Annotated in this window: 18 protein-coding genes and 2 tRNA genes; 6 read left to right on the forward strand and 14 right to left on the reverse strand. The window is 67.4% G+C overall.

All coding sequences use genetic code 11. The features are described from left to right. Positions 1 to 17 precede the first annotated feature (17 nt). Positions 18 to 1,070 (reverse strand): dihydroorotase, encoded by a 1,053-nt coding sequence (gene pyrC / locus AZC_RS08370; protein ID WP_043879091.1) that lies wholly within the window; start codon positions 1,068 to 1,070, stop codon positions 18 to 20. Positions 1,071 to 1,481: 411 nt separating this feature from the next. On the opposite strand from pyrC, the gene AZC_RS08375 reads away from it, so the two are divergent. The 3 genes from AZC_RS08375 (at position 1,482) to AZC_RS08385 (ending at position 2,700) form a co-directional block, all read left to right on the forward strand. Next, positions 1,482 to 1,557, forward strand: a tRNA-Val gene (locus tag AZC_RS08375). A 262-nt stretch (positions 1,558 to 1,819) separates the two neighbouring features. Continuing rightward, a complete protein-coding gene (locus AZC_RS08380; protein WP_052285898.1) occupies positions 1,820 to 2,137 on the forward strand; it encodes a PilZ domain-containing protein in 318 nt (105 codons plus the stop codon). A gap of 245 nt (positions 2,138 to 2,382) precedes the next feature. Beyond that, positions 2,383 to 2,700 carry a PilZ domain-containing protein gene (locus AZC_RS08385; RefSeq protein ID WP_012170144.1) on the forward strand — a complete coding sequence of 106 codons (318 nt, stop codon included), beginning with the start codon at positions 2,383 to 2,385 and terminating at the stop codon, positions 2,698 to 2,700. A 221-nt stretch (positions 2,701 to 2,921) separates the two neighbouring features. On the opposite strand, the gene AZC_RS08390 is transcribed toward AZC_RS08385, so the two are convergent. The 11 genes from AZC_RS08390 to AZC_RS08440 all read right to left on the reverse strand — a co-directional run bounded on the left by AZC_RS08390 (position 2,922) and on the right by AZC_RS08440 (position 14,534). Further along, positions 2,922 to 2,998, reverse strand: a tRNA-Asp gene (locus tag AZC_RS08390). 315 nt (positions 2,999 to 3,313) lie between these two features. Next, the gene (locus AZC_RS08395) at positions 3,314 to 3,826 is read right to left on the reverse strand and encodes a ferritin-like domain-containing protein (protein WP_043879092.1); all 513 of its coding nucleotides are present in this window, start codon (positions 3,824 to 3,826) and stop codon (positions 3,314 to 3,316) included. Positions 3,827 to 3,931: 105 nt separating this feature from the next. After that, positions 3,932 to 4,180, reverse strand: coding sequence for a hypothetical protein (locus tag AZC_RS08400; RefSeq protein WP_043879093.1), 249 nt, complete (start codon positions 4,178 to 4,180; stop codon positions 3,932 to 3,934). Positions 4,181 to 4,279: 99 nt separating this feature from the next. Next, a complete protein-coding gene (locus AZC_RS08405; RefSeq protein WP_043879094.1) occupies positions 4,280 to 5,380 on the reverse strand; it encodes an alpha-hydroxy acid oxidase in 1,101 nt (366 codons plus the stop codon). A 45-nt stretch (positions 5,381 to 5,425) separates the two neighbouring features. Beyond that, the gene (locus AZC_RS08410; protein ID WP_012170148.1) at positions 5,426 to 5,812 is read right to left on the reverse strand and encodes an acyl-CoA thioesterase; all 387 of its coding nucleotides are present in this window, start codon (positions 5,810 to 5,812) and stop codon (positions 5,426 to 5,428) included. A gap of 108 nt (positions 5,813 to 5,920) precedes the next feature. Beyond that, complete coding sequence (locus AZC_RS08415; RefSeq protein ID WP_148209926.1) at positions 5,921 to 7,642, reverse strand: ABC transporter ATP-binding protein; 1,722 nt, start codon at positions 7,640 to 7,642, stop codon at positions 5,921 to 5,923. Between the two features lie 38 nt (positions 7,643 to 7,680). After that, positions 7,681 to 8,754 (reverse strand): siderophore-interacting protein, encoded by a 1,074-nt coding sequence (locus AZC_RS08420; RefSeq protein WP_012170150.1) that lies wholly within the window; start codon positions 8,752 to 8,754, stop codon positions 7,681 to 7,683. 3 nt (positions 8,755 to 8,757) lie between these two features. Next, positions 8,758 to 10,770 (reverse strand): Fe(3+)-hydroxamate ABC transporter permease FhuB, encoded by a 2,013-nt coding sequence (gene fhuB, locus AZC_RS08425; RefSeq protein WP_420794825.1) that lies wholly within the window; start codon positions 10,768 to 10,770, stop codon positions 8,758 to 8,760. Continuing rightward, positions 10,733 to 11,614, reverse strand: coding sequence for an ABC transporter substrate-binding protein (locus AZC_RS08430; protein ID WP_012170152.1), 882 nt, complete (start codon positions 11,612 to 11,614; stop codon positions 10,733 to 10,735). Before AZC_RS08430 ends, fhuB begins: the two co-directional genes overlap by 38 nt. Next, a complete protein-coding gene (locus AZC_RS08435; RefSeq protein WP_012170153.1) occupies positions 11,611 to 12,399 on the reverse strand; it encodes an ABC transporter ATP-binding protein in 789 nt (262 codons plus the stop codon). Before AZC_RS08435 ends, AZC_RS08430 begins: the two co-directional genes overlap by 4 nt. Then, on the reverse strand, positions 12,396 to 14,534 hold the full coding sequence (locus AZC_RS08440) for a TonB-dependent siderophore receptor (RefSeq protein ID WP_197531787.1): 2,139 nt from the start codon (positions 14,532 to 14,534) through the stop codon (positions 12,396 to 12,398). Before AZC_RS08440 ends, AZC_RS08435 begins: the two co-directional genes overlap by 4 nt. Before the next feature lie 283 nt (positions 14,535 to 14,817). On the opposite strand from AZC_RS08440, the gene AZC_RS08445 reads away from it, so the two are divergent. Next, positions 14,818 to 15,681, forward strand: coding sequence for a helix-turn-helix domain-containing protein (locus AZC_RS08445; RefSeq protein WP_043880160.1), 864 nt, complete (start codon positions 14,818 to 14,820; stop codon positions 15,679 to 15,681). Positions 15,682 to 15,687: 6 nt separating this feature from the next. Here AZC_RS08445 and AZC_RS08450 read toward each other — a convergent pair whose 3' ends face one another. Next, positions 15,688 to 16,569 (reverse strand): ATP-binding protein, encoded by an 882-nt coding sequence (locus AZC_RS08450; RefSeq protein WP_012170156.1) that lies wholly within the window; start codon positions 16,567 to 16,569, stop codon positions 15,688 to 15,690. Between the two features lie 261 nt (positions 16,570 to 16,830). Between AZC_RS08450 and AZC_RS08455 the strand changes: the two genes are divergently transcribed. Then, a complete protein-coding gene (locus AZC_RS08455) occupies positions 16,831 to 17,502 on the forward strand; it encodes a hypothetical protein (protein ID WP_148209824.1) in 672 nt (223 codons plus the stop codon). Between the two features lie 3 nt (positions 17,503 to 17,505). On the opposite strand, the gene AZC_RS08460 is transcribed toward AZC_RS08455, so the two are convergent. Continuing rightward, on the reverse strand, positions 17,506 to 18,342 hold the full coding sequence (locus AZC_RS08460) for a sulfite exporter TauE/SafE family protein (RefSeq protein WP_043879097.1): 837 nt from the start codon (positions 18,340 to 18,342) through the stop codon (positions 17,506 to 17,508). A gap of 294 nt (positions 18,343 to 18,636) precedes the next feature. Between AZC_RS08460 and AZC_RS08465 the strand changes: the two genes are divergently transcribed. Next, on the forward strand, positions 18,637 to 19,608 hold the full coding sequence (locus AZC_RS08465) for a fumarylacetoacetate hydrolase family protein (RefSeq protein ID WP_244421814.1): 972 nt from the start codon (positions 18,637 to 18,639) through the stop codon (positions 19,606 to 19,608). Positions 19,609 to 19,622: the final 14 nt, after the last annotated feature.

Below are 19,622 nucleotides of genomic sequence, written 5' to 3' on the forward strand. Positions count from 1 at the left end.
CCGGCTTGCGATCGGGATCAGGCCGACTCGATCTGCGACCACGGCACCTGTTCGCCATGGAACAGGGGGATGAGTTCGCCCTCGCCGGGGATGTTCACCGCCTCGCAGGTGGGGGAGAGCGTGTCGGTGATGGTGATGCGCGCTTCATTGGGCTTGAGGCCGTAGAAGGCCGGGCCGTTGAGGGAGGCGAAGGCCTCGAACTTGTCCAGCGCGCCTTCCTCGGCGAACACCTTCAGATAGGCTTGAAGCGCGACAGGCGCGCTGAAAACGCCGGCGCAGCCGCAGGCATTTTCCTTCAGGTGGCGCATATGCGGCGCGGTGTCGGTGCCGAGGAAGAAATTCGCTTCCCCGCTGGTCGCCGCCTGACGGAGCGCAAGCCGGTGCTGCTCGCGCTTGAGGATCGGCAGGCAGTACATGTGCGGCCGCACGCCACCCTGGAACAGCGCGTTGCGGTTATAGAGCAGGTGCTGGGGCGTGATGGTGCCGCCCACATGGCTCCGGTGCCGGCGCACGAGGGCAACGCCCTCCGCCGTGGTGATGTGCTCCATCACCACCTTGAGGCGCGGGAACTTGGCGAGCATGGGCTCCAGCACCGCATCGATGAACGCGCGCTCGCGGTCGAAGATGTCGATATGCTCGCGTGGCAGCTCGCCATGGACGAGCAGCGGCATGCCCGCCTCTTCCATCGCCGCCAGTACCTGCTCGATGCGGGCGATCTCGGAGACGCCGTGGGCCGAGTTGGTGGTGGCGTGCGCCGGATAGAGCTTGGCGGCGGTGAGCACGCCGTCGCTGTGGCCGGCGATGAGATCCTTCGGATCGGTGCCGTCGGTGAGATAGACGGTCATCAGCGGCGTGAAATCGACGCCGGCGGGAATGGCGGCGCGGATGCGCTCGCGATAGGCGGCGGCCATGGCGGTCGTCACCACCGGCGGCGTCAGGTTCGGCATCACGATGGCTCGCCCGAACTGCCGGGCGGTGAAGGGCACAACCTCCTTCAGCACCGCACCGTCGCGGAAATGGACATGCCAGTCGTCTGGCCGCCGGATCGTCAAGCTCGCCACGTCACCCATCCTCCGAAACAGCCCCATGCTTCGGGCTGAAGTCCAGTCTCGCGCGCCCTGGCCGTCACGGTCCGCAGGCCCGGCCGCCGATGCCGTAAGGACGGCGGCGGGCGTGCTGCGGCATGTCGATCGGCGGCTGTGCCGCCAAGGCAGCGCCGCCCCGCAGCTGCCCGGCAAGGGGCTGCGCGGGCGCGCGCCTGTGTTAGCTGGTCCGTCCTCGCTTCGTCCATGGCGGCAGCGCGGAAATGCGCGCGGATACCCGCTGCCCCCGCTCGGCGCGCGCCGGCGGCGGCCCGGCCGTCCCGTGGCCACAGCTTATCGCGCGGTCCGGAGTTTACGCTGGCGCGGCGGCGTCTTATATGGCGGTCAGTGGTCGCCATGACGCGGCCGGCCCCATGGCCATAAGGTGCACGGGGCCGTGGGCGGTTAGCTCAGTTGGTAGAGCATCTCGTTTACACCGAGAGGGTCGGCGGTTCGAGCCCGTCACCGCCCACCAGTACCGCCAGTCGCTTCCAAGCTGTTGTTCTTGTTCGTTCGGCCGACGCTTGCGCGAAACTTGCGCAAGCGTTGCAGCACGGGCCGTTTGATTAACAAAACGTCAGAATGCGCCTTGATCGGGTCTGCGCGTGCGCCCTACTATAGTTAACAGCGATGGCGTCGAATCCCGGCCCTTCGCGCGTAACATGGGATGCATCGGCGCAGATGACCGGTTGGCCGGCTCCGCAGCAGGGGATCCCGTTGAGTTGGGATGTACTCTGATGAAGCCGCAACTCGTTCAGATCAGCCCCCGGCCCGTGCCGCAGCGCGTATCTGCCAACCGTCGCGCCAGTCGGCGTTTTCCCACGGCGCAACGCGCCTTCATCGTGAATGGCGATGAGCGCCTTTGCGTCTGCGAACTGGTCGACATGTCCGCCGGCGGCGCGCAGGTGCGCATCACCAGTGCCAACGAGCTTCCGGAAATGTTCGACCTGCTGATCGCGGGCGACACCTATCTCAAGACCGTGCCCGTGGAAGTGCGCTGGCGCGGCGGCGACCGGATGGGCGTGCAATATCTGTCGGATGGCGTCTGCGCCTGATCGTTCACGCCGATTCCCACCTTCCCTGACGCCGCATCACAAGCCTTGGATGCGGCGTTTTGCTTTTGCGCGCCCGCGTCGTTCCCTGTTGCACTCGTCTGCTTATTCTTTCACCAGACGGAGGTTAAATAGTAACGTTATTTCAAATATCGAAATTGTTTGTTGCGGTTGCCATTGGGCCTCTGTAGAGGCCGGTATCTGCCGACGGGCATCGCTCCCGAGGCTGCCATGACTGTGGAACCCGCATGAGACGGCAGATCGTTCATCTGACTGCGCATTCGGCCGCCCGGCAGCGGCAGGACAACCGGCGTTCCGTCCGGCGTTTTCCCACATCGCAGCGGGCCTGGATCATCAACGACAGCGAACAGCTCTGCTTCTGCGAGATCGTGGACATGTCCTCGCGGGGCGCGCAGATCCGCGTCTCCCTGAGCGCCCAGATCCCCGGCACCTTCCAGTTGCTCATCGTGGGCGAGACCTACATGAAGCGCGTGCCGGTCTCACTCCAGTGGCGCGGCGGCGATCGGCTCGGCGTGATGTATCTCTCAGAGGGCGTCATCGTCTGACGCAGCCTCTCGCTCGCAGCATGGGTTGAGGGAAGGGCAGCCGCTTCCAAGGGGCAGGGTGTCGCGAACGACCGTGACCATACCGCCGCGTTCCGATGCATTCTTGGAGATCGGGCGAAGACGGCGTCAGACCGCAGGCGCAGCTTAGTAAAGCGGATGGGGTCGCCTGACCAAGTCGATCTGATTGTCTTTTGAAGCGTCAGGCTCATCGAGCCATATGATGGCGGGAGTGACGGGGCTCGAACCCGCGACCTCCGGCGTGACAGGCCGGCGCTCTAACCAACTGAGCTACACCCCCGAATTCGCCGCCGCAGAAGCAATCAGCGCGTCGAGTGAGGGGTTGATACGGTCCGCCCCTTTCCAAGTCAAGCGAGGCCCAAATCTTTTCGTGACACCTGTGTAAAACCTGCGCCGCAAATTCACCCAACCCCTTGAAACGTAAGGGCTGAAGATGAGGGCGACGGCGTCGCCACGGCGTCGCCCGCCCTTTTCCGGGCCTGTTGGCGGCCGGGCCGGCGATTCCGGAAGCGGCCGGACAAGGTTCCGCATGAGCGGCGAGAGGAGGGGAGGGCGGCTGAACGCGCGAGAGTGCCGGCGCGTGCCGCCCCAGGGATCAGCGCTTGGCCTGAAGGCCCGCCGTCTCGCGTTCCATGTAGCGCAGGGTGAAGGGCTTCAACTGGCCTTCGAGCCAGCGGGCCATGTCCTCTTCCTGTTCGAGGCTCTGCTGGAGGAGGGGCATGGCTTCCGTGAAGGCGCCCTGCTCGGCCATGGCGAGCAGCGAGCGATAAGCGGCGATCTCGTAATTCTCGAAAGCGTAATCCGCGAAGGTGTTCTTCAGGATCTCGTCGCCCGCCACCGTATGGCCGAGGGCCGCCATGTTGCCCATCACGGACGCGGCCGTGTCCTTCAGCGTCGAGGCATCTTCCGAGAGGCCTTCCAGAATGGCGTCCAGCCGGTCGATCTGGCCTTCGGTCTCGTCCACGTGCAGCCGCAGGCGCAGCGCCAGTTCCGGATAGCTCTCCAGCCGATCGAGCTGGCGGTTCATGATGGAGAGGGCTTCGTTCTCGAGCGCGTGGGCGTTGCGCAGTCCGACGACGAAGATGTCGCGGATGGTCTGTTCGGTCATTGTCATCTCCAGGGGGCAGGGGTGTCCCCTTGGAGAAAAGGTTCAGCGCGCGGCTTCGTTCCTCATGCGCGGCCCGGCGTCTCGGTGCGGGACCGGCCGGTCGTCTCAGAGCGGATAGCGGGGCAGGGGAAGCTGGGAAGGGACGGAGGCGATATCGGCAGACGGGGCCGCAACCGCCGCGGTGGGCGCAGGCGTGCCGACATGGCGGGCGACAAAGCGTTCCAGATGCTCGTCCCACTGGTCGAGTTCGCGGGCCAGCGTGATCGCGAGATCATAAATGGGCTCGGCGTTGCCTTCGGCTCTCGCGCGCTCGATCAGAGCGCGGGCGCGGGCTTCTCTGGAATCGTAGATCATTGCGGGCTCCACGCACGAATACGCCATTCTGGCGCATGGGGCGCTGCCCGCCAGCCCGTGAGATTACGGAGTGGTTGCGAAGACGCGGGGCCGCGGGCCTTAGGGGGCGGGAGGCGCCGGTGGATCGAACAGGATGCTGCGGTTCACCGTATCCAGCGTCGGCCGTCCGGTGAGCGCCATGGCCACTTCCAGCTCCGCCCGCAGCACATGCATGGCATGGGCGACACCCGCCGCCCCGGCCACCGCCAAGGCGTGGATATAGGGCCGCCCGATCATCACCGCATTGGCGCCCAGCGCCATGGCCTTGAGGATGTCGGTGCCCCGGCGGATGCCGCCGTCCACCAGAACGGGAATGCGCCCTTCCAGCGTCTCCACGATGCGCGGCAGGGCCTCGATGGAGGCCGGGAGGCTGTCGAGGACCCGTCCGCCGTGGTTGGAGACGATGATGCCGTCCACGCCCTCCGCAAGGGCGCGGGACGCATCGTCCGGCGCGAGCACGCCCTTCAGCAGGATGGGCAGGCGGGTCAGGCTGCGCAGCCGCGCCACGTCGCCCCAGAGCGGCGTATGGGGCAGGGCGGTGCCGAACAGCGGGCTCGATCCGATGCCGCCGCTGTGCAGGGGGCGCGGCTTCAGGCCGGCGAGATTCACCGCCTCGACACCCGGCGGCAGGGAAAAGCCGGCCCGCCGCTCCTGCGTGCGCAGGCTCACCGGCGCGTCCACCGTCAGCACCACGGCGCTGTAGCCGGCGGCCTCCGCCCGCCGCAGCAGGTTCACGGTGAAACCCCAGTCCGGCTGGATGTAGAGCTGGAACCAGAGCTGCCCCCGGCTCGCCGCCCGCACCTCCTCGAGGCTGGTGCTGGCCTGCGTGCTCACCACCAGCGGCGCCTGCGCGATGGCGGCACCCTGGGCGGTCGCCAGCTCTCCATCGGGATGGAACAGGCGATGGTAGGCGACCGGCGCCAGCAGGATGGGGTGCTCCAGCGCAAACCCCATCAGGTTGATGCGCGTCGTGGCCTTGGACAGGTCGCTGAGCACGCGCGGCAGCAGGCGCAGCCGGTCATAGGCGGCGCGGTTGGCGGCGTTGGTCAGGCCGTCCCCCGCGGCGGCGGCGAGGTAGGCCCAGCTCGCCGCCGGCACGCGCTCGCGCGCCAGAGCCTCGTAGTCGCTCAGGTCATAGGCTTCCGGCAGATGCAGCTGCATGGGATTTTCGCCAGGCGCGGGAGCAGGAAAGGACAAACCGCCGTCTCAGGCCGGAGACACCGGACGCGGGCGCCCCTCGGCATCAAGCGCCACCATCACGAAAACGGCCTCCGTCACCTTCTCGCGGACGGCGCTGTGCTGGCGGCGCGCCCAGGCTTGCACGTCCAGCGTCATGGAGGTGCGGCCCACCTTCAGCAGGTTGGTGTAGATGCACATGGTGTCGCCCACCTTCACCGGCAGGCGGAAGTTGATTTCCTTCACACCCGCCGTCACGACGCGGCCGGCGGCCACCTCGGCGGCGCGGATGCCCGCCGCAAGGTCCATCTGCGCCATCACCCAGCCGCCGAAGATGTCGCCGGACGGATTGGCGTCCGCCGGCATGGCGAGCGTGCGCAGGGTGAGTTCGCCGGTGGGTTCGGCCGTATCGGGCATTTCGGGCTCCAGCTCCGCAGGACAACCTGTGCTTGGTAGGCCCGTAATGGCGGGGGAGGCAAGAGCCGCCTACGACGCGGCCCCAAGCCCACCATCCTGCTGCGCACCTCAGGCCATGTCGGCGAACTGGGTGTCGTGAAGGCGGCGGTAGAGGCCGTCGCGGGCCACCAGATCGCCGTGCCGACCCTGCTCGGCGATGCCCTCCGGGCTGACCACGATGATGTGGTCGGCGTTGCGGATGGTGGAGAGGCGGTGGGCGATGGTGAGCGTCGTGCGCCCTTCCGAGAGCGCGGCGAGCGACTGGCGGATTTCCAGCTCCGTCTCCGTGTCGAGGGCAGAGGTGGCCTCGTCGAGGATGAGGATGGGCGGGTCCTTCAGGAAGATTCGCGCGATGGCCACCCGCTGCTTCTGCCCGCCCGAGAGCTTCACCCCGCGCTCGCCGACGATGGTGTCGAGCCCGGCCGGCAAGGCGGCGATGAGCCCATCGAGGCGCGCGCGCCGGGCGGCGTTCAGGATGTCCTCCTCCGTCGCACCGAGGCGGCCATAGGCGATGTTCTCCCGCAGCGTGCCGGCGAAGAGGAAGACGTCCTGCTGCACGATGCCGATGTGGCTGCGCAGGGAGGCGAGGGTGAAGTCGCGGATGTCCGTCCCGTCGATGGTGATGCGTCCCGCCGTCGGCTCGTAGAAGCGCGGCAGCAGCGAGCAGATGGTGGTCTTTCCAGCCCCCGAGGGCCCGACAAATGCCACCGTCTCGCCCGCGCGGATGGTGAGGGAGAGGTCGTTGAGCACGCTCTTTCCTTCGCCATAGCCAAAGGAGACGTGCTCATAGCGGATGGCGTCCTTCAGCCCGGTGAGCGGGCGGGCGCCAGGGCGGTCGGCGACGTCGGGGGCCGTGTCCAGCAAATCGAGATAGCGGCGGAAGCCGGCGAGGCCCTTGGGATAGATCTCCAGCACCGCGTTGATCTTCTCGATGGGCCGGAAGAACACGCCCACCAGCAGCAGGAAGGAGATGAAGCCACCGTTGGAGAGTTCGCCCCGGATGACGAACCACGTGCCGGCGATCATCACCATCACTTGCGTGAGGCGCATTCCGAGATAGTTCAGCGTCATGTTGGCCGCCATGATGCGGTAGGCGGCGAGCTTGGTGGCGCGATAGCGCTCGTTGTCCTTGGCAAACAGCGCCCGCTCGTGCGCCTCGTTGGCGAAGGCCTGCACCACGCGGATGCCGCCCACATTCTCCTCGATGCGGGCGTTGAAATCGCCCACCCGGCCGAACAAAGCGCGGAAATTCTCCGTCATCCGGCTGCCGTAATGGGCGCCGAGCCAGGCCACGACCGGCACGATGGCCCCGGTGATGAGGGCAAGATGCACGTTGACCATCATCATCAGCGCAAACGCGCCGATGAAGGTCATGATGGCGATGAACACGTCCTCCGGCCCGTGGTGGGCGACCTCGCCCACCTCTTCCAGATCCTTGGTGATGCGGGCGACGAGATGGCCGGTCTTCTGATTGTCGAAGAAATGGAACGAGAGCTTCTGGAGATGGTCGAACGCGCGGCGGCGCATGTCGGTCTCCATATTGATCCCGAGCATGTGCCCCCAGTAGGTGACGATGGCCATCAGCGCCGCATTGAGCAGATAGATGCCCACGAGGGCGGCGGCCGCGGCGGCGATGAGGCCCCATTCCTGGCCGGGTAGGAGCTGGTCCACGAACAGCTTCACCGCCATGGGAAAGCCGAGTTCCAGCAGGCCGGACACCACCGCGCAGGTGAAATCCAGCAGGAACAGGCCCTTGTAGGGCCGGTAATAGGCGAAGAAGGCGCGCAGCAAGGACATGATGCTTCCGTGGGGCGGGGCGGCGGGCCGCGTCACTCGCCGAGGTCCACTCCCTGATAGCCCCGGCGCCAGTAAGCGGCAACGGAGCGGCGGTCTTTGGGAAGGCCGAGCGCGGCCGCATGGGCGCGCAGGGCACGGGCGGCGGCCTGCTCGCAGCCCGCCCAAAGATAGGGAGCGTCGGCGTCCATGGGGAGGGGGATCGTCGTCACCGCCTCTTCCAGCAGGCGGCTCGTGCCCGCCTCCGCGCCGTTGCGATGGAGCCAGACGAGATCGACGCTGGCGCGGGAGGGCATCTCCTGCTCTTCCGCCGCGTCGGCGATCTCGATGCGCACCACCGCGCGGACATGGGCGGGCAGCTCCGAGACCATGCGTGCGATGGCGGGCAGGGCCGTCTCATCTCCCGCGAACAGAACCCAGTCCGCCTCTGGCAGCAGTCCGCCGCCGGGTCCCATGACAGCGGCGGGCTGGCCGGGTGCGGCTTCCCGCGCCCAGTCCGAGCCCGGCGAACCGGGGTGAAGCACGATGTCGAGCACGGCTTCGCCCACCGCCACATCCACATGGCGCAGCGTATAGACGCGCGGGGTGAGGGCATCCGCGCCCTGCGGCCACAGCACCCGCCCATCCGCCTGCGCGGTGGGCCACACGGGCATGCGGCCCTTCGGCGGAATGAGCAGGCGCACATGGAGGCCGTTGGCCAGCAGCCCCGACACATCGCCCCTGAGCACCACCCGCCGCATCCGGGGCGTGATTTGCCGGGCGGCCTTTACGGTAAGCTCGCGCAGATAGGGCAGGCGGGCCTCGGTGGCGAGATCGCCTGTCCAAGTGAAGTCCGGGCGCGCATCGCCCGCGAACGTGCAGATGTGCTCCGCCAGCACCATCTTGGAGACCGAAAGTCCCGCCGCCGAAGCGCTCTCCACATGGCAGACGAGATGGGTGCCGTCTGCCACCAGATCCGCCGTGCCGAACGTGCCGATGAAGGTGGCGCGGCCATCGGCGCGCGTGACGGTGCCGTGGGTCTCGAAATGCGCGGCGAGCTTCTCCAGCATGGTGGCCGGATCGGGCAGGGGAACACGGGTCGCGGCGTGCAGAAGCGCGGGGGCGGCCATGGATCAGGCTCCTGTGCCGGGGCTGCGTCGCAGCAGCCAGATGAGATAGTGCCCGCCCACCAGCGCGGCGAAGAGGCCCACCGGGATCTGGTAGGGGAAGGCGAGCGTGCGCCCTAGCCAGTCCGCTAACACCATCAGGCCCGCGCCGATGAGCGCGGCGGCGAGCAACTGGTGGGCGCCGCGCGCGAAGCCCGAGAGGCGCGCCAGATGCGGGCCGATGAGGCCGACGAGGCTCAGCGGGCCGACGATGAAGGCAGCGCAGGCCGTCATCAGCGCGGCGGCAAGCGCAAGGAGCAGGCGGCTTGCGAGCAAAGGCACGCCCAGCGCGCGGGCCATGGTGCTGCCGAGCGGCAATATGTCGAGCCAGCGGGAGGCCAGCAGCAGCGGCGGGACAAGCAGGAGCACGAGGCCCACCGCCGCGCCCGCCTCCACGCTGCCCACGCGATCCGTGGTGCCGGCCATCCAGCCCAGCAGCAGGAAGGCGCGGGCATCTCCCGAGGCCAGAACGGCGGAGATGAAGGCAAGGCTCGCGGCGCCGAGCGCGATGCCGCCAAGCAGCAGCCGCTCAGGCCCGAAGCCGGTGGCGAGCGCGAAGGCGAGAATGCCAAGCAGCGCCACGAGCGCGCCCGCTGCGCTGCCGCCCATCATGACGGCAACCGTGGGCGCGGGCAGGAGCAGCAGAACCACCGAGAGCCCGACGCCCGCCCCGGCACTGACGCCTAGCACCTCCGGCCCCGCCAAAGGATTACCCGTGAGGCGCTGCATCAGCGTGCCCGCCGCCCCCAGGAGCGCGCCCGCCGCTGCGGCGGCGACCACGCGCGGCACGCGGAAAGGGGCGAGGGCCTCGAACAGCGCGCCCGTCGCCAGCCGCCAGCCCTCATAGGAGCGCCCGATCAGCAGAGCGGCGAGGATGAGAAGCGCCAGCCCGCCGGCGAGAAACAGGAGACCGCGCAGGGGATGGGAGAGGCGCCGGCCTGTCGGTGCTGCGGCTTGCGGGCGCTGGACGTGCTTGAGGCGCGGCAGCAGCCATAGCAGCAGCGGCCCACCGATGAGGCCCGTGGCGGCGCCCGTGGGCAGGACGTCGGCGCCCAAGACCTGCACGAGCCCGTCCGTGAGCCACAGCAGCAGCGCGCCGAGGAGCGGCGCCAGCAGCAATTGGGCGCGGGGCGTGCGCGCGCCCGCGAGCCTCGCGAAGGCCGGCGCGGCAAGGCCGACGAAGCCGATGATGCCCACCAGCGCCACGACGCTCGCCGCCAGCCACACGGCGAGGGCGATGATGGCGAGCCGGGCGCCGTTCACGGCCATGCCAAGGCTGCGGGCGCTGGAGTCGTCCAGCGTCAGAACCGAGAGCGGGCGGAGCAGGAGCACGGCTGCCGCAAGGCCGAAGGCGAAGCGCCACGCCAGCCCCAGCGCAGGCCCCCAGCTCTGCTGGTGCAGCGAGCCGGCGCCCCAGACGAAAAGCGAGAGCACATATTCGCCGCGCGCCAGCACGAGGGCCGAACTCAAGGCGGCGCAGATGAGCGAGAGGGTCATGCCCGAGAGCACGACCGTGATCGGCTCCAGCCCGCGCTTCCAGCTCAGCATCAGCAAGAGGCCGACGGCGGTAACGCCGCCCATGAGCGCCACGACCTCGCGGGGCCATTCGGCGAGGGCTGGAATGAGCAAGGCGGAGGCGGTGAGGGCCAATTGCGCGCCGGAGGCGATGCCCAGCGTCGAGGGATCGGCGATGGGGTTGCGCAGCACCCGTTGCAACAGCGCGCCCGACAGGCCCAGCGCCGCACCCGCCAGCAGCGCCACCACGGCGCGTGGCAGCAGGCTGTGCCAGAGCACGACCTGTTCCAGCGCGCGCGCCGTGGCCGGATCGCCGGGCAGGACCGGCTGCCGCAGCAGGCCCATGACGCACAGGGTCAGCGCCAGAAGGGCGAGCCCGGCCACCGCCAGTGGTGCGCGAGGCAAGGGGCGGGGGAGGCGGGCGACATCAGCCACGGGCGGCCGCCTTCGCAAAGGGGAGCGCATCGGTGAGGAGGCGTGCGAAACGCAGGGCCGCGGGCAGGGCACCGAAAGGATTGACGGGCGCCAGTTCGACGATCCGTCCGGCGCGGACGCTCGGCAGGGCCTTCCAGAAGGCGCTCTGCGCCATCATGCGGCGTGCTTCGGGCGGCACGGGCGGCAGCAGTGCGATCCAGGCGTCGCCCACCTGCGCCAGCGTCTCGAGTCCCATGGGGGCGGTGGCGGAATAGCGCGTGCTGCCGCGCCACGCATTGGCAAGACCAAGGCAAGTGAGCGCCTCGCCGAACATGCTGTCGGCGCCGAAGACACGGAAATGCCGGTCGTCACCCAGATTGATGACCAGCGCCGGCCGCCCGTCGCCGCCGGTGAGCCGCGCCTTCAGCGCCGCGAACTCGGCATCCGCAAGGGCGATTAGCGCCGCGCCGGCGGGAGCCATGTCGAGCCGACTGGCGATGGCGCGGGTGGCAGCTTCGGCGGCAGCATAGGGATGCCCGCCGGGTGCATAGATGGAGAAGCTCTCCACCGGCGCAATGCGGCTGAGCGTCGGTTCAGCCCAGGCAGTATAATTGGAGCCGAGGATCAGGTCCGGCGCCAGCAGCTTCAGGGCCTCGAAGCTGGGCGAGCCGCGCAGGCCGAGATCGGCGACGCTCTCCGGCACGGCCGGCTCGATGACCTGCCGCCGATAGAGCACCAGTTCCGCCGCCGCGACCGGCACCACGCCGAGGGCCAGCAGGGTCTCCAGCAGCGCCCAGTCCAGCGTCGCGACCCGCAGGGGCGAGGCAGCCCTTGCCCGCGAGACGCCGGCAAGGCCAAGGGCCGCCAGAAGCGCGCGGCGGGAGAGGCCGGTCACAGCACATAGCCCATGGGTTCGCCCCGCACGGGATGGGGGATGACCCCCATGGGCAGGCCATAGAGCGCGCCCAGCAGGTCCGGCGTCACCAGATCGGCAGCCGCCCCCTGCGCGAGGATGCGCCCACCGCGCAAGGCGATGAGCTCATCGCATGTGCGCACGGCGAGATTGATGTCATGCAGCACCACGACGACGGTCATGGCCTCCCCCTCCGGCGAGCGGCAGAGCCGGCGCACGAGGGCCAGCACCTCGCTCTGGTGCGCGATGTCGAGAGCGGACGTGGGCTCGTCCAGCAGCAGGCAACGCGGTTCCTGTGCCAGCATGAGCGCCACCCACGCCCGCTGGCGCTCGCCGCCGGAGAGGCTGTCCACGCTGCGGTCCGCCAGCGCCGCGAGGTCCGTTCGCGCGATGGCGCTCTCCACCTTGGCCCGGTCAGCCGCCGTGAAGCGGCCGAGGGTTCCGTGCCAGGGAAAGCGGCCGAGCGCCACCAGCTCGCGCACGCTCATGCCGTCGGTGGGCGGCGTGAACTGCGGCATGTAGGCGACGGCGCGGGCAAAGTCGCGCGCCCGCCAGTCCGCGAGGGGGCGGTTCTCGAAGCGGATGGTGCCGCCGCTCGGAGCCTGCTGGCGGGCCAGCAGTTTCAGGAGCGTGCTCTTGCCAGAGCCGTTCGGGCCGATGAGCCCATAGACGCGCCCCGGGGCCAGCGACAGGGAGAGCGGCGCCAGGATCTCCCGTCCCGGCACCGCGAAGGAGACCTCAGAGAGCTGCCAGAGCGGCGTGCTCACCATTTGTAGGTGACCTTTCCGGTGACGGTGCGCCCGTCGCCATAGAAGCAGCCGAAGAAGCCGCAGCTCGCCACATAGGTGACATCGGCGATGTTGGAGACATTGAGCTGGGCCTTGAACGGCCCTTTCTCATAATGGATCGCCGCATCGACCAGCGTGTTGGCGGGCAGGAGGTTGGCGTTGCTGTCGAGATCGTAGCGCTCGCCCACGTAGCGCACGCCGCCGCCGAGGCCGAAGCCCTTCAGCGGGCCGGTCTGCCACGTATAATCGAGCCAGGCGTTGGCGGAATTCTTCGGCACGTTGCCGGGCTGGTTGCCGGCATACTGGCCCTGCGTGATCGCCGCATCCATGTAGGTGTAGTTGGCGATCAGCTTCAGCCCCTGCGTGAGGCTGGCGGTGGCGGAGAGCTCGACGCCCTTCACATGCACCTCACCATTCTGCACCGCATAGCTCACGCCATTGATGAGATCGGTGGACTGCACGTTGCTCTGGGTGAGGTCATAGACGGCGGCGGTGAAGAAGGCATTCCAGCCCACCGGCTGATACTTGATGCCGGCCTCATACTGCTTGCCTTCCGAGGGCTGGAAGGCCGCGCCGCCGAGCGCCGCCGGCATGTTTCCGATCACCGGCTCGAAGGAGGTGGAATAGCTGACATAAGGCGCGATGCCGTTGTCAAACAGATAGGTCAGGCCCGCGCGCCAGGTGGCGGCGCTGTCGTCCTGATCCTGCGTGGTCAGGCCGTAATTGGTGAGGGTGGACGAATTGGTGCTGGCCCAGTCCTGCCGCGCGCCCAGGGTCAGCAGCCAGCGGTCGAGCTTGATCTGGTCCTGCGCATAGAGGCCCAACTGGTCCACCGTGCCGTTGACCTTGGAAGCGTACCAGATGGAATTGCCGATATACTGGTTATAGAGCGGCGCGAAGACATTGATGGTCGGCGCGGTGCCGAAGGTGGAGAAGGTATCGGTGTTGAAGTTCCGATAGTCCGCACCGATCAGGATGTCGTGGCTCAGCGGACCCGTGGTGAGCTTCGCCTCGAGCTGGTTGTCGATGGTGAAGGTGCCGAGGTTCTCGTCATTGGTGGACGAGCCGCGATTGGCGATGGCCGGGTTCGTGGTGCTGAGGCCGTTGTAATAGAGCGCCGCATAATCCCAGTCGAGCTTCAGGTAGCGGGCGTTCTGGCGGAAGGTGACGTTGTTGTCGAAGGTGTGGCTGAATTCATAGCCGACGGACGACAGCGTGCGGCTGGAGGAGTTGAAGTCCGGATCGCCCAGATAGGTGTTGCGCGACAGCTTCAGGCCGTTGAGCGATTGCAAAGTATATTGCGCCGGCAGGCCGACGGTGGAGTTCGGCGTGTCGTACTGCACCATGGCGAGCAGGGTGAAGGAGGTGGCGGCATCCGGCTGGAAGGTGAAGGAGGGCGCCAGCAGGTAGCGGTCCATGTCCACGAAGTCGGTCTGGGTGCCCGTGGTGCGGGCAAGGCCGGTGAGGCGATAGGCGACCTTGGAATCGGGGGAGGTCGGCCCGCCGAAATCAAAGCTCGCGGAATAATTGTCGAAGGTGCCGGCCTCAAGGTTGAACTCGCCGAAGTTGGTCCAGGTGGGCCGCTTGCTGATCATGTCGATCAGGCCGCCGGGATTGCCCTGCCCGTAGAGCACGGAGGCCGGCCCGCGCAGCACGTCCACGCGCTCCAGCGCATAGGGGTCGATGGAGGTGGCGCCCGCGTCGCGCATCAGCTTCAGGCCGTTGAGATACTGGCTGGTGGCGGACGAGAAGCCGCGGATGATGGGCGAGTCGAAGCGCGGATCGGTGCCATAGGGCTGCGAAACCACGCCCACCGAATAATCCAGCGCCTGGCCGAGGTTCTGCACCTGCCGGTCGTCCATCTGGTCGCGCGTGATGACGGAGATGGACTGCGGCACCTCCAGGAGCGGCGTGGCGGTCTTCGTGCCGGTCAGGGTCTGGCGGGCCACATAGCCCTGAACGGGGCCGGTGGGGCTCTCCTTCTGACCCTGCGTTTCCACGGTGATCGTATCGAGCAGGATGGAGGACGTCTCGCCGGCCTGCTGCGCCCGCGCGGGGCCGGCCAGCAGCGCGGAAAAGGCCACGCCGAGCATGAGAAGGTAGCGAAGGGACATCGGATGGCGCATCTCAGCCTGCCATGTGCGAGAATCCCGAGCGCAGTTCAGAAGTATTCAAATCTAAAACGCGCCTGCGGGATCAATAGGTTCGATGTCGTGCTCATATCAATGGCGTTTGCTGCTTGATTGTCGCATCCTGTTGCGCATAGAACTTTTTTGGTCTCCTGTCGCGGCATGAGACCCGTTGCGGCAGATCGCGATCGGAAGATTGTAATTTCTATAAAATGCAGCGTTGCTTTGCCGGTATGCTCGGGAGATGGCCGGGATGTTCAAACCCCGCATGACATCGTCGCGTGAGGGCATCACGGTTCTGGAGGATCTGCGCTGGCGGCGGTGGAATGGTGCGGTGGCTGACGTGTGGCATGCCGCCTGCGAGGCCGGTGCGCACGGATATTATGTGGCCAAGGATCCGCGCCTCTTTGTCGTGCTGGAGCGCTCCGGCGGTGGGTCAGACCTGAAGCTCAGCCCCGGCGCCAACGAGGTGGTGGCGAGCCGCGCCGAGCATCACCTGACCTTCGTCCCCGCCGGCATGCCGCTCTGGTCGCGCATCGACGCGCCCATGACCATCCGGCATCTGGATATCCACTTCGACGTGGACACGCTGTCCTCGCGCATCGGCGAGGAACTGGATGCGGACCGCCTCTCAACGCCCCGTCTCAGGTTTACGGATGCGCGGATGATGAGCCTTGCCCGTCTCATCGCGGCCGAATGCATGGATGGGGACGGGCACCACGATCTCTACGGCGACGGGCTCATCGTGGCCCTGTTCATCGATCTGATGCAGCTTGCCCGCGTGCCGGAGCGCAAGCGCGGGGCGCTGGCGCCGTGGCAGTTGCGCCGCGTCACCGATTTCATCGAGGCCAACTGCCTGCGCAACATCCGCCTTCAGGAACTGGCGGAGCTCGCCGAACTCTCGCAATCCTATTTCAGCCACGCCTTCAAGGCGGCGACCGGCCTTGCGCCCTATCAGTGGCACACCCAGGCGCGGCTGAAGCGCGTGCAGCAGATGCTTGCGGGCGACATGCCGCTGACCGACATTGCGGCAGCGGCCGGCTTTGCCGATCAGGCGCACCTCACCCGTGTGTTCCGCCGCGCCTTCGGGCAGACGCCCGGCGCGTGGCGCCGGGGTCTCAGAGCGAACTGATGGCGTTTACGCGGCCTTCAGCGGCACGCCGAGCCGGCCGGCCAGATCCTGCACGAACTGCCACGCCGTGCGGCCGGAGCGGGCGCCGCGCGTGGTGGCCCATTCCAGCGCCTGCGGACGCCAGTCGGCTTCCGTGACCGGGAGGCCGTGATGGGCCACATAGCCTTCGACCATCGCCAGATATTCGTCCTGGCTGCACTTGTGGAAGCCGAGCCAGAGCCCGAAGCGGTCCGAGAGCGAGACCTTCTCTTCCACCGCCTCGCCGGGATTGATGGCGGTGGAGCGCTCATTCTCCATCATGTCGCGCGGCAGCAGGTGCCGGCGGTTGGAGGTGGCGTAGAAGATCACATTGTCCGGCCGGCCCTCGATGCCGCCCTCCAGCACCGCCTTCAGCGACTTGTAGGAGGTGTCGTCCGCATCGAAGGAGAGATCGTCGCAGAAGACGATGAAGCGGTGACGGGCGGCGCGCGCGTGGGCCATCAGCGCCGGCAGGGTCTCGATGTCCTCGCGGTGGATTTCCACGAGCTTGAGGCGCGGGGCAGCCGGGTCGGTAATGGACCGGTTCACATGCGCATGGGCCGCCTTCACCAGCGAGCTTTTGCCCATGCCGCGCGCACCCCACAGCAGGGCGTTGTTGGCGGCAAGCCCGCGCGCGAAGCGCTCGGTGTTCTCCACCAGCTGGTCGCGCACCCGATCGATGCCCTGGAGCAGATCCATCTCCACCCGGTTGACACGCGGCACCGGCTCGAAGCGGGACGGCTGTGTCGCCCAGACGAAGGCGTCCGCCGCCTCGAAATCCGGGGCGACAGTGGCGGGCGGGGCCGCGCGCTCCAGCGCGTCGGCGATCCGGCTCAGAAGGCTGGTGAGGGTGGCGATATCGTTTGTCATCTCGTGCCGCTTCGTTTTCTCCCGCTGCGGGATTAGGGCCGGGGCGCGGTGGCGGCAAGGGCGCGGGGCGGGGCTGTTGCGCCAAAGCCATGCATGGCGCGCAGAATGACGGACGGCATTCGGGTGTTGTTGCGGTGCGGCAAGAATGTCTTAACCTGCATCCGGGACAAAGGGGTGGGCTGGGTCGAATGGATCGGACCTGATGGGTTCGTCCGCTGATGCGCAACATCAACGGAGCACCAGATGCGACCGCAGGAATTCATGGCGACGCGTGCAATTGGCATGGCGGCGCTGGCGTTGGTCATGGCGGGGGCAACGGCCCGCGCGGATGACGGCAAGACCTCCATCAACCGTGAGGTGAAATCGGACGGTTCCTCGTCCGTGAATGTGTCCTCGACGCCGGGCTGGCTCGACGGTGCCTCCTACGGCGTGGACATGTCGCTGGCCGCGCAGCCCTCCACCACTGTCCAGCCGGCCAAGCCCCTGCCGTGGACACAGCCCGATTCGTCCAGCGCCGCCGCCTGGGCCAAGGTGAATGTGCCCACCAATACGGATGTGCTGCCGTGGAGTCAGACGACGGTGGAGATGCGTGTCGATCCCACCCAGAACCAGGGCAAGGTGGGCACCACCTTCTCGCGGGACATGAAGGTGACGGACCACATGACCGCCAGCGTCAACGACAGCTATTCCATGGTCCGCAATTCGGACAACGCGAGCGTGGTGGAGACTGGCAAGTCGCTGAGCCTGAAGCTGGATGACTTCGGCACCACCTTCTCGGTCGGAGCGACCAATACGGTGGGCGACAAGGCCTGGCTGCCCAGCGCCAGCGCCGAGCAGAAACTGATCGGCCCGCTCAGCGTCACCACCTCGGTGGCCGACACGGGTTCGGAGATCAACAAGAGCATCACCGCCGGCTTCAAGAGCAAGTGGTGAGCCTCATTCGCTGAGGATGGCCACGAGGAAGCGGGCCGCCACCGCAAGGAGGAAGACGCCGAAGCCCACCTCCAGCCCCCGCCGTGGCAGCCGGTGGGCGAGCCGCGCGCCGATGGGGGCGGTGAGCGTGCTCACCGGCGCCATGAGCGCGAAGCCGATCACAGAGACATAGCCGAGCGACAGCGGCGGCAGGTCGGAGAGGTGTGGCCAGCCGCTGATGGCATAGCCCAGAACGCCGGGAAGGGGGATGAAGATGCCCACCCCGGCGGACGTGGCCACCGCCGCATGGATGGGCACGCCGTAGAGCGTGAGCAGGATGGTGGAGAGCCCGCCGCCGGCAATGCCTACCATCGAGGAGGCCATGCCGATGAAGAAGCCCCAGATCCTGAGCGTGGCCTTTCCGGGCAGTTGATCGCCGAGCCGCCAGTCGGTGCGGCCGGAGATGCTGCGGGCGGCGAGCACCACCGAGAGGGCGATGAAGACGCCCTGAAGGATCTTGCCGTTGACCATGCCGGCGATGGCGCTGCCCAGCGCCACGCCGATGACGGCCGGCGGGCCGAGCACCTTCAGCAGGCCCGGCACCACCAGTCCGCGCGCCTTGTGGGCATGGAAGGAGCGGATGGACGTGGGGACGATAATGGCGAGGGATGTGCCTATGCACAGCTGCATCCGCACATCGTCCGAGACGCCGATGATGCGGAACACCTCATAGAGCACGGGCACGATGATGCCCCCGCCGCCGACCCCGAGCAGGCCGGCCAGAATGCCGGAGGCCACCCCGCCGGCCAGCAGGGCGCCGCACAGAATGAGGATTTCAGACCAGGGAATGGTGGCGAGCATGGCAGCCGGGAGCAAAGCGGACGGAAGGGCATCTGGCGCTTGGCGCCGACGTTTGTCCAGAGCTTGCTATGAGAATGAATCGCATCTTGCGCATTGCAGCATATCCGGCCGGCGTGCGGCGCGCGGATGTTTCAGTGAGCTTCTGTTTTTCTTGGAATTGACAGATTTTGCGTCCTGATCATAGGTTGATCTGACAGTAAAAATGAATAAAATAGCAGGGAGGCATTGATGGATACGGGACGCAGGTCGTTCATGGTTTCTGTCGCGGCTGCCGCAGCGGCAGCGGCGCCTTTGATGGTCGGCCCAACACATGAGGCTGTGGCGCAGACCAATGATCCGGGCGGCGCGCTGAAACTATTGAGCTTCCGCTTGCGGGACGGGGCGCCGCCGCGCGTCGGCGTCGCGCTTGCGGATGGCACGTTGGTTGATCTCACGGCGGAGGCCGCGCGCAGCGGCAAGACGCTGTCCTTCAAGCCGGACGATATGGTCTCGCTCATCGCGGCGGGCGACACCGGGCTGGCGGAGGTACGCGAACTGGTGGCGCAGGCGGCGCCGGGGCGCGTGAAGCTCACGGAGATCATCTATCTGCCGCCGATCCCCAATCCCCAGCGCAACATCTATGCGGTGGGCTGGAATTATCTGGAGCACTTTGCCGAGGGGCAGGCGGTGCGGATGACGGACACCAAATATCCCGAACATCCGGTCTTCTTCACCAAGGGCACACATTCCATCAACGGCCCGTTCGATCCCATTCCCTTCGACCCCAAGGTTTCCACCCAGATCGACTGGGAGGGGGAACTCGCCATCGTCATCGGCAAGCGAGGGCGCAACATTCCCGAGGCCGAGGCTATGGACTATGTCTTCGGCTATTCCGTTATCAACGACACCACCGCCCGCGATGTGCAGAATGCGCGCCATGGCGGCCAGTGGTTCAAGGGCAAGAGCCTCGACGGGCACGGGCCGATGGGGCCGTGGATCGTGACCAAGGGCGCGTTCGATCAGGACAAGCTGCACCTCGTCACCCGCGTCAATGGCGTGGTGAAGCAGGATGCGAGCACGGGGCAGATGTATTTCAAGGTGCCGCGCATCATCGCGGAGCTGTCGCTGGGGCAGACGCTGGAACCCGGCGACATCATCGCCAGCGGCACCCCACCGGGCGTGGGCTTCGCGCGCAAGCCGCAGGAATTCCTGAAGCCGGGCGACGTGATGGAGACGGAGATCGTCGGCATCGGCACGCTGCGCAACGAGATCAAGGCGGTGGGCTGAACGCCGGCAGCACG

The sequence above is a fragment of the Azorhizobium caulinodans ORS 571 genome (genome assembly GCF_000010525.1).
Lineage (GTDB): Bacteria > Pseudomonadota > Alphaproteobacteria > Rhizobiales > Xanthobacteraceae > Azorhizobium > Azorhizobium caulinodans.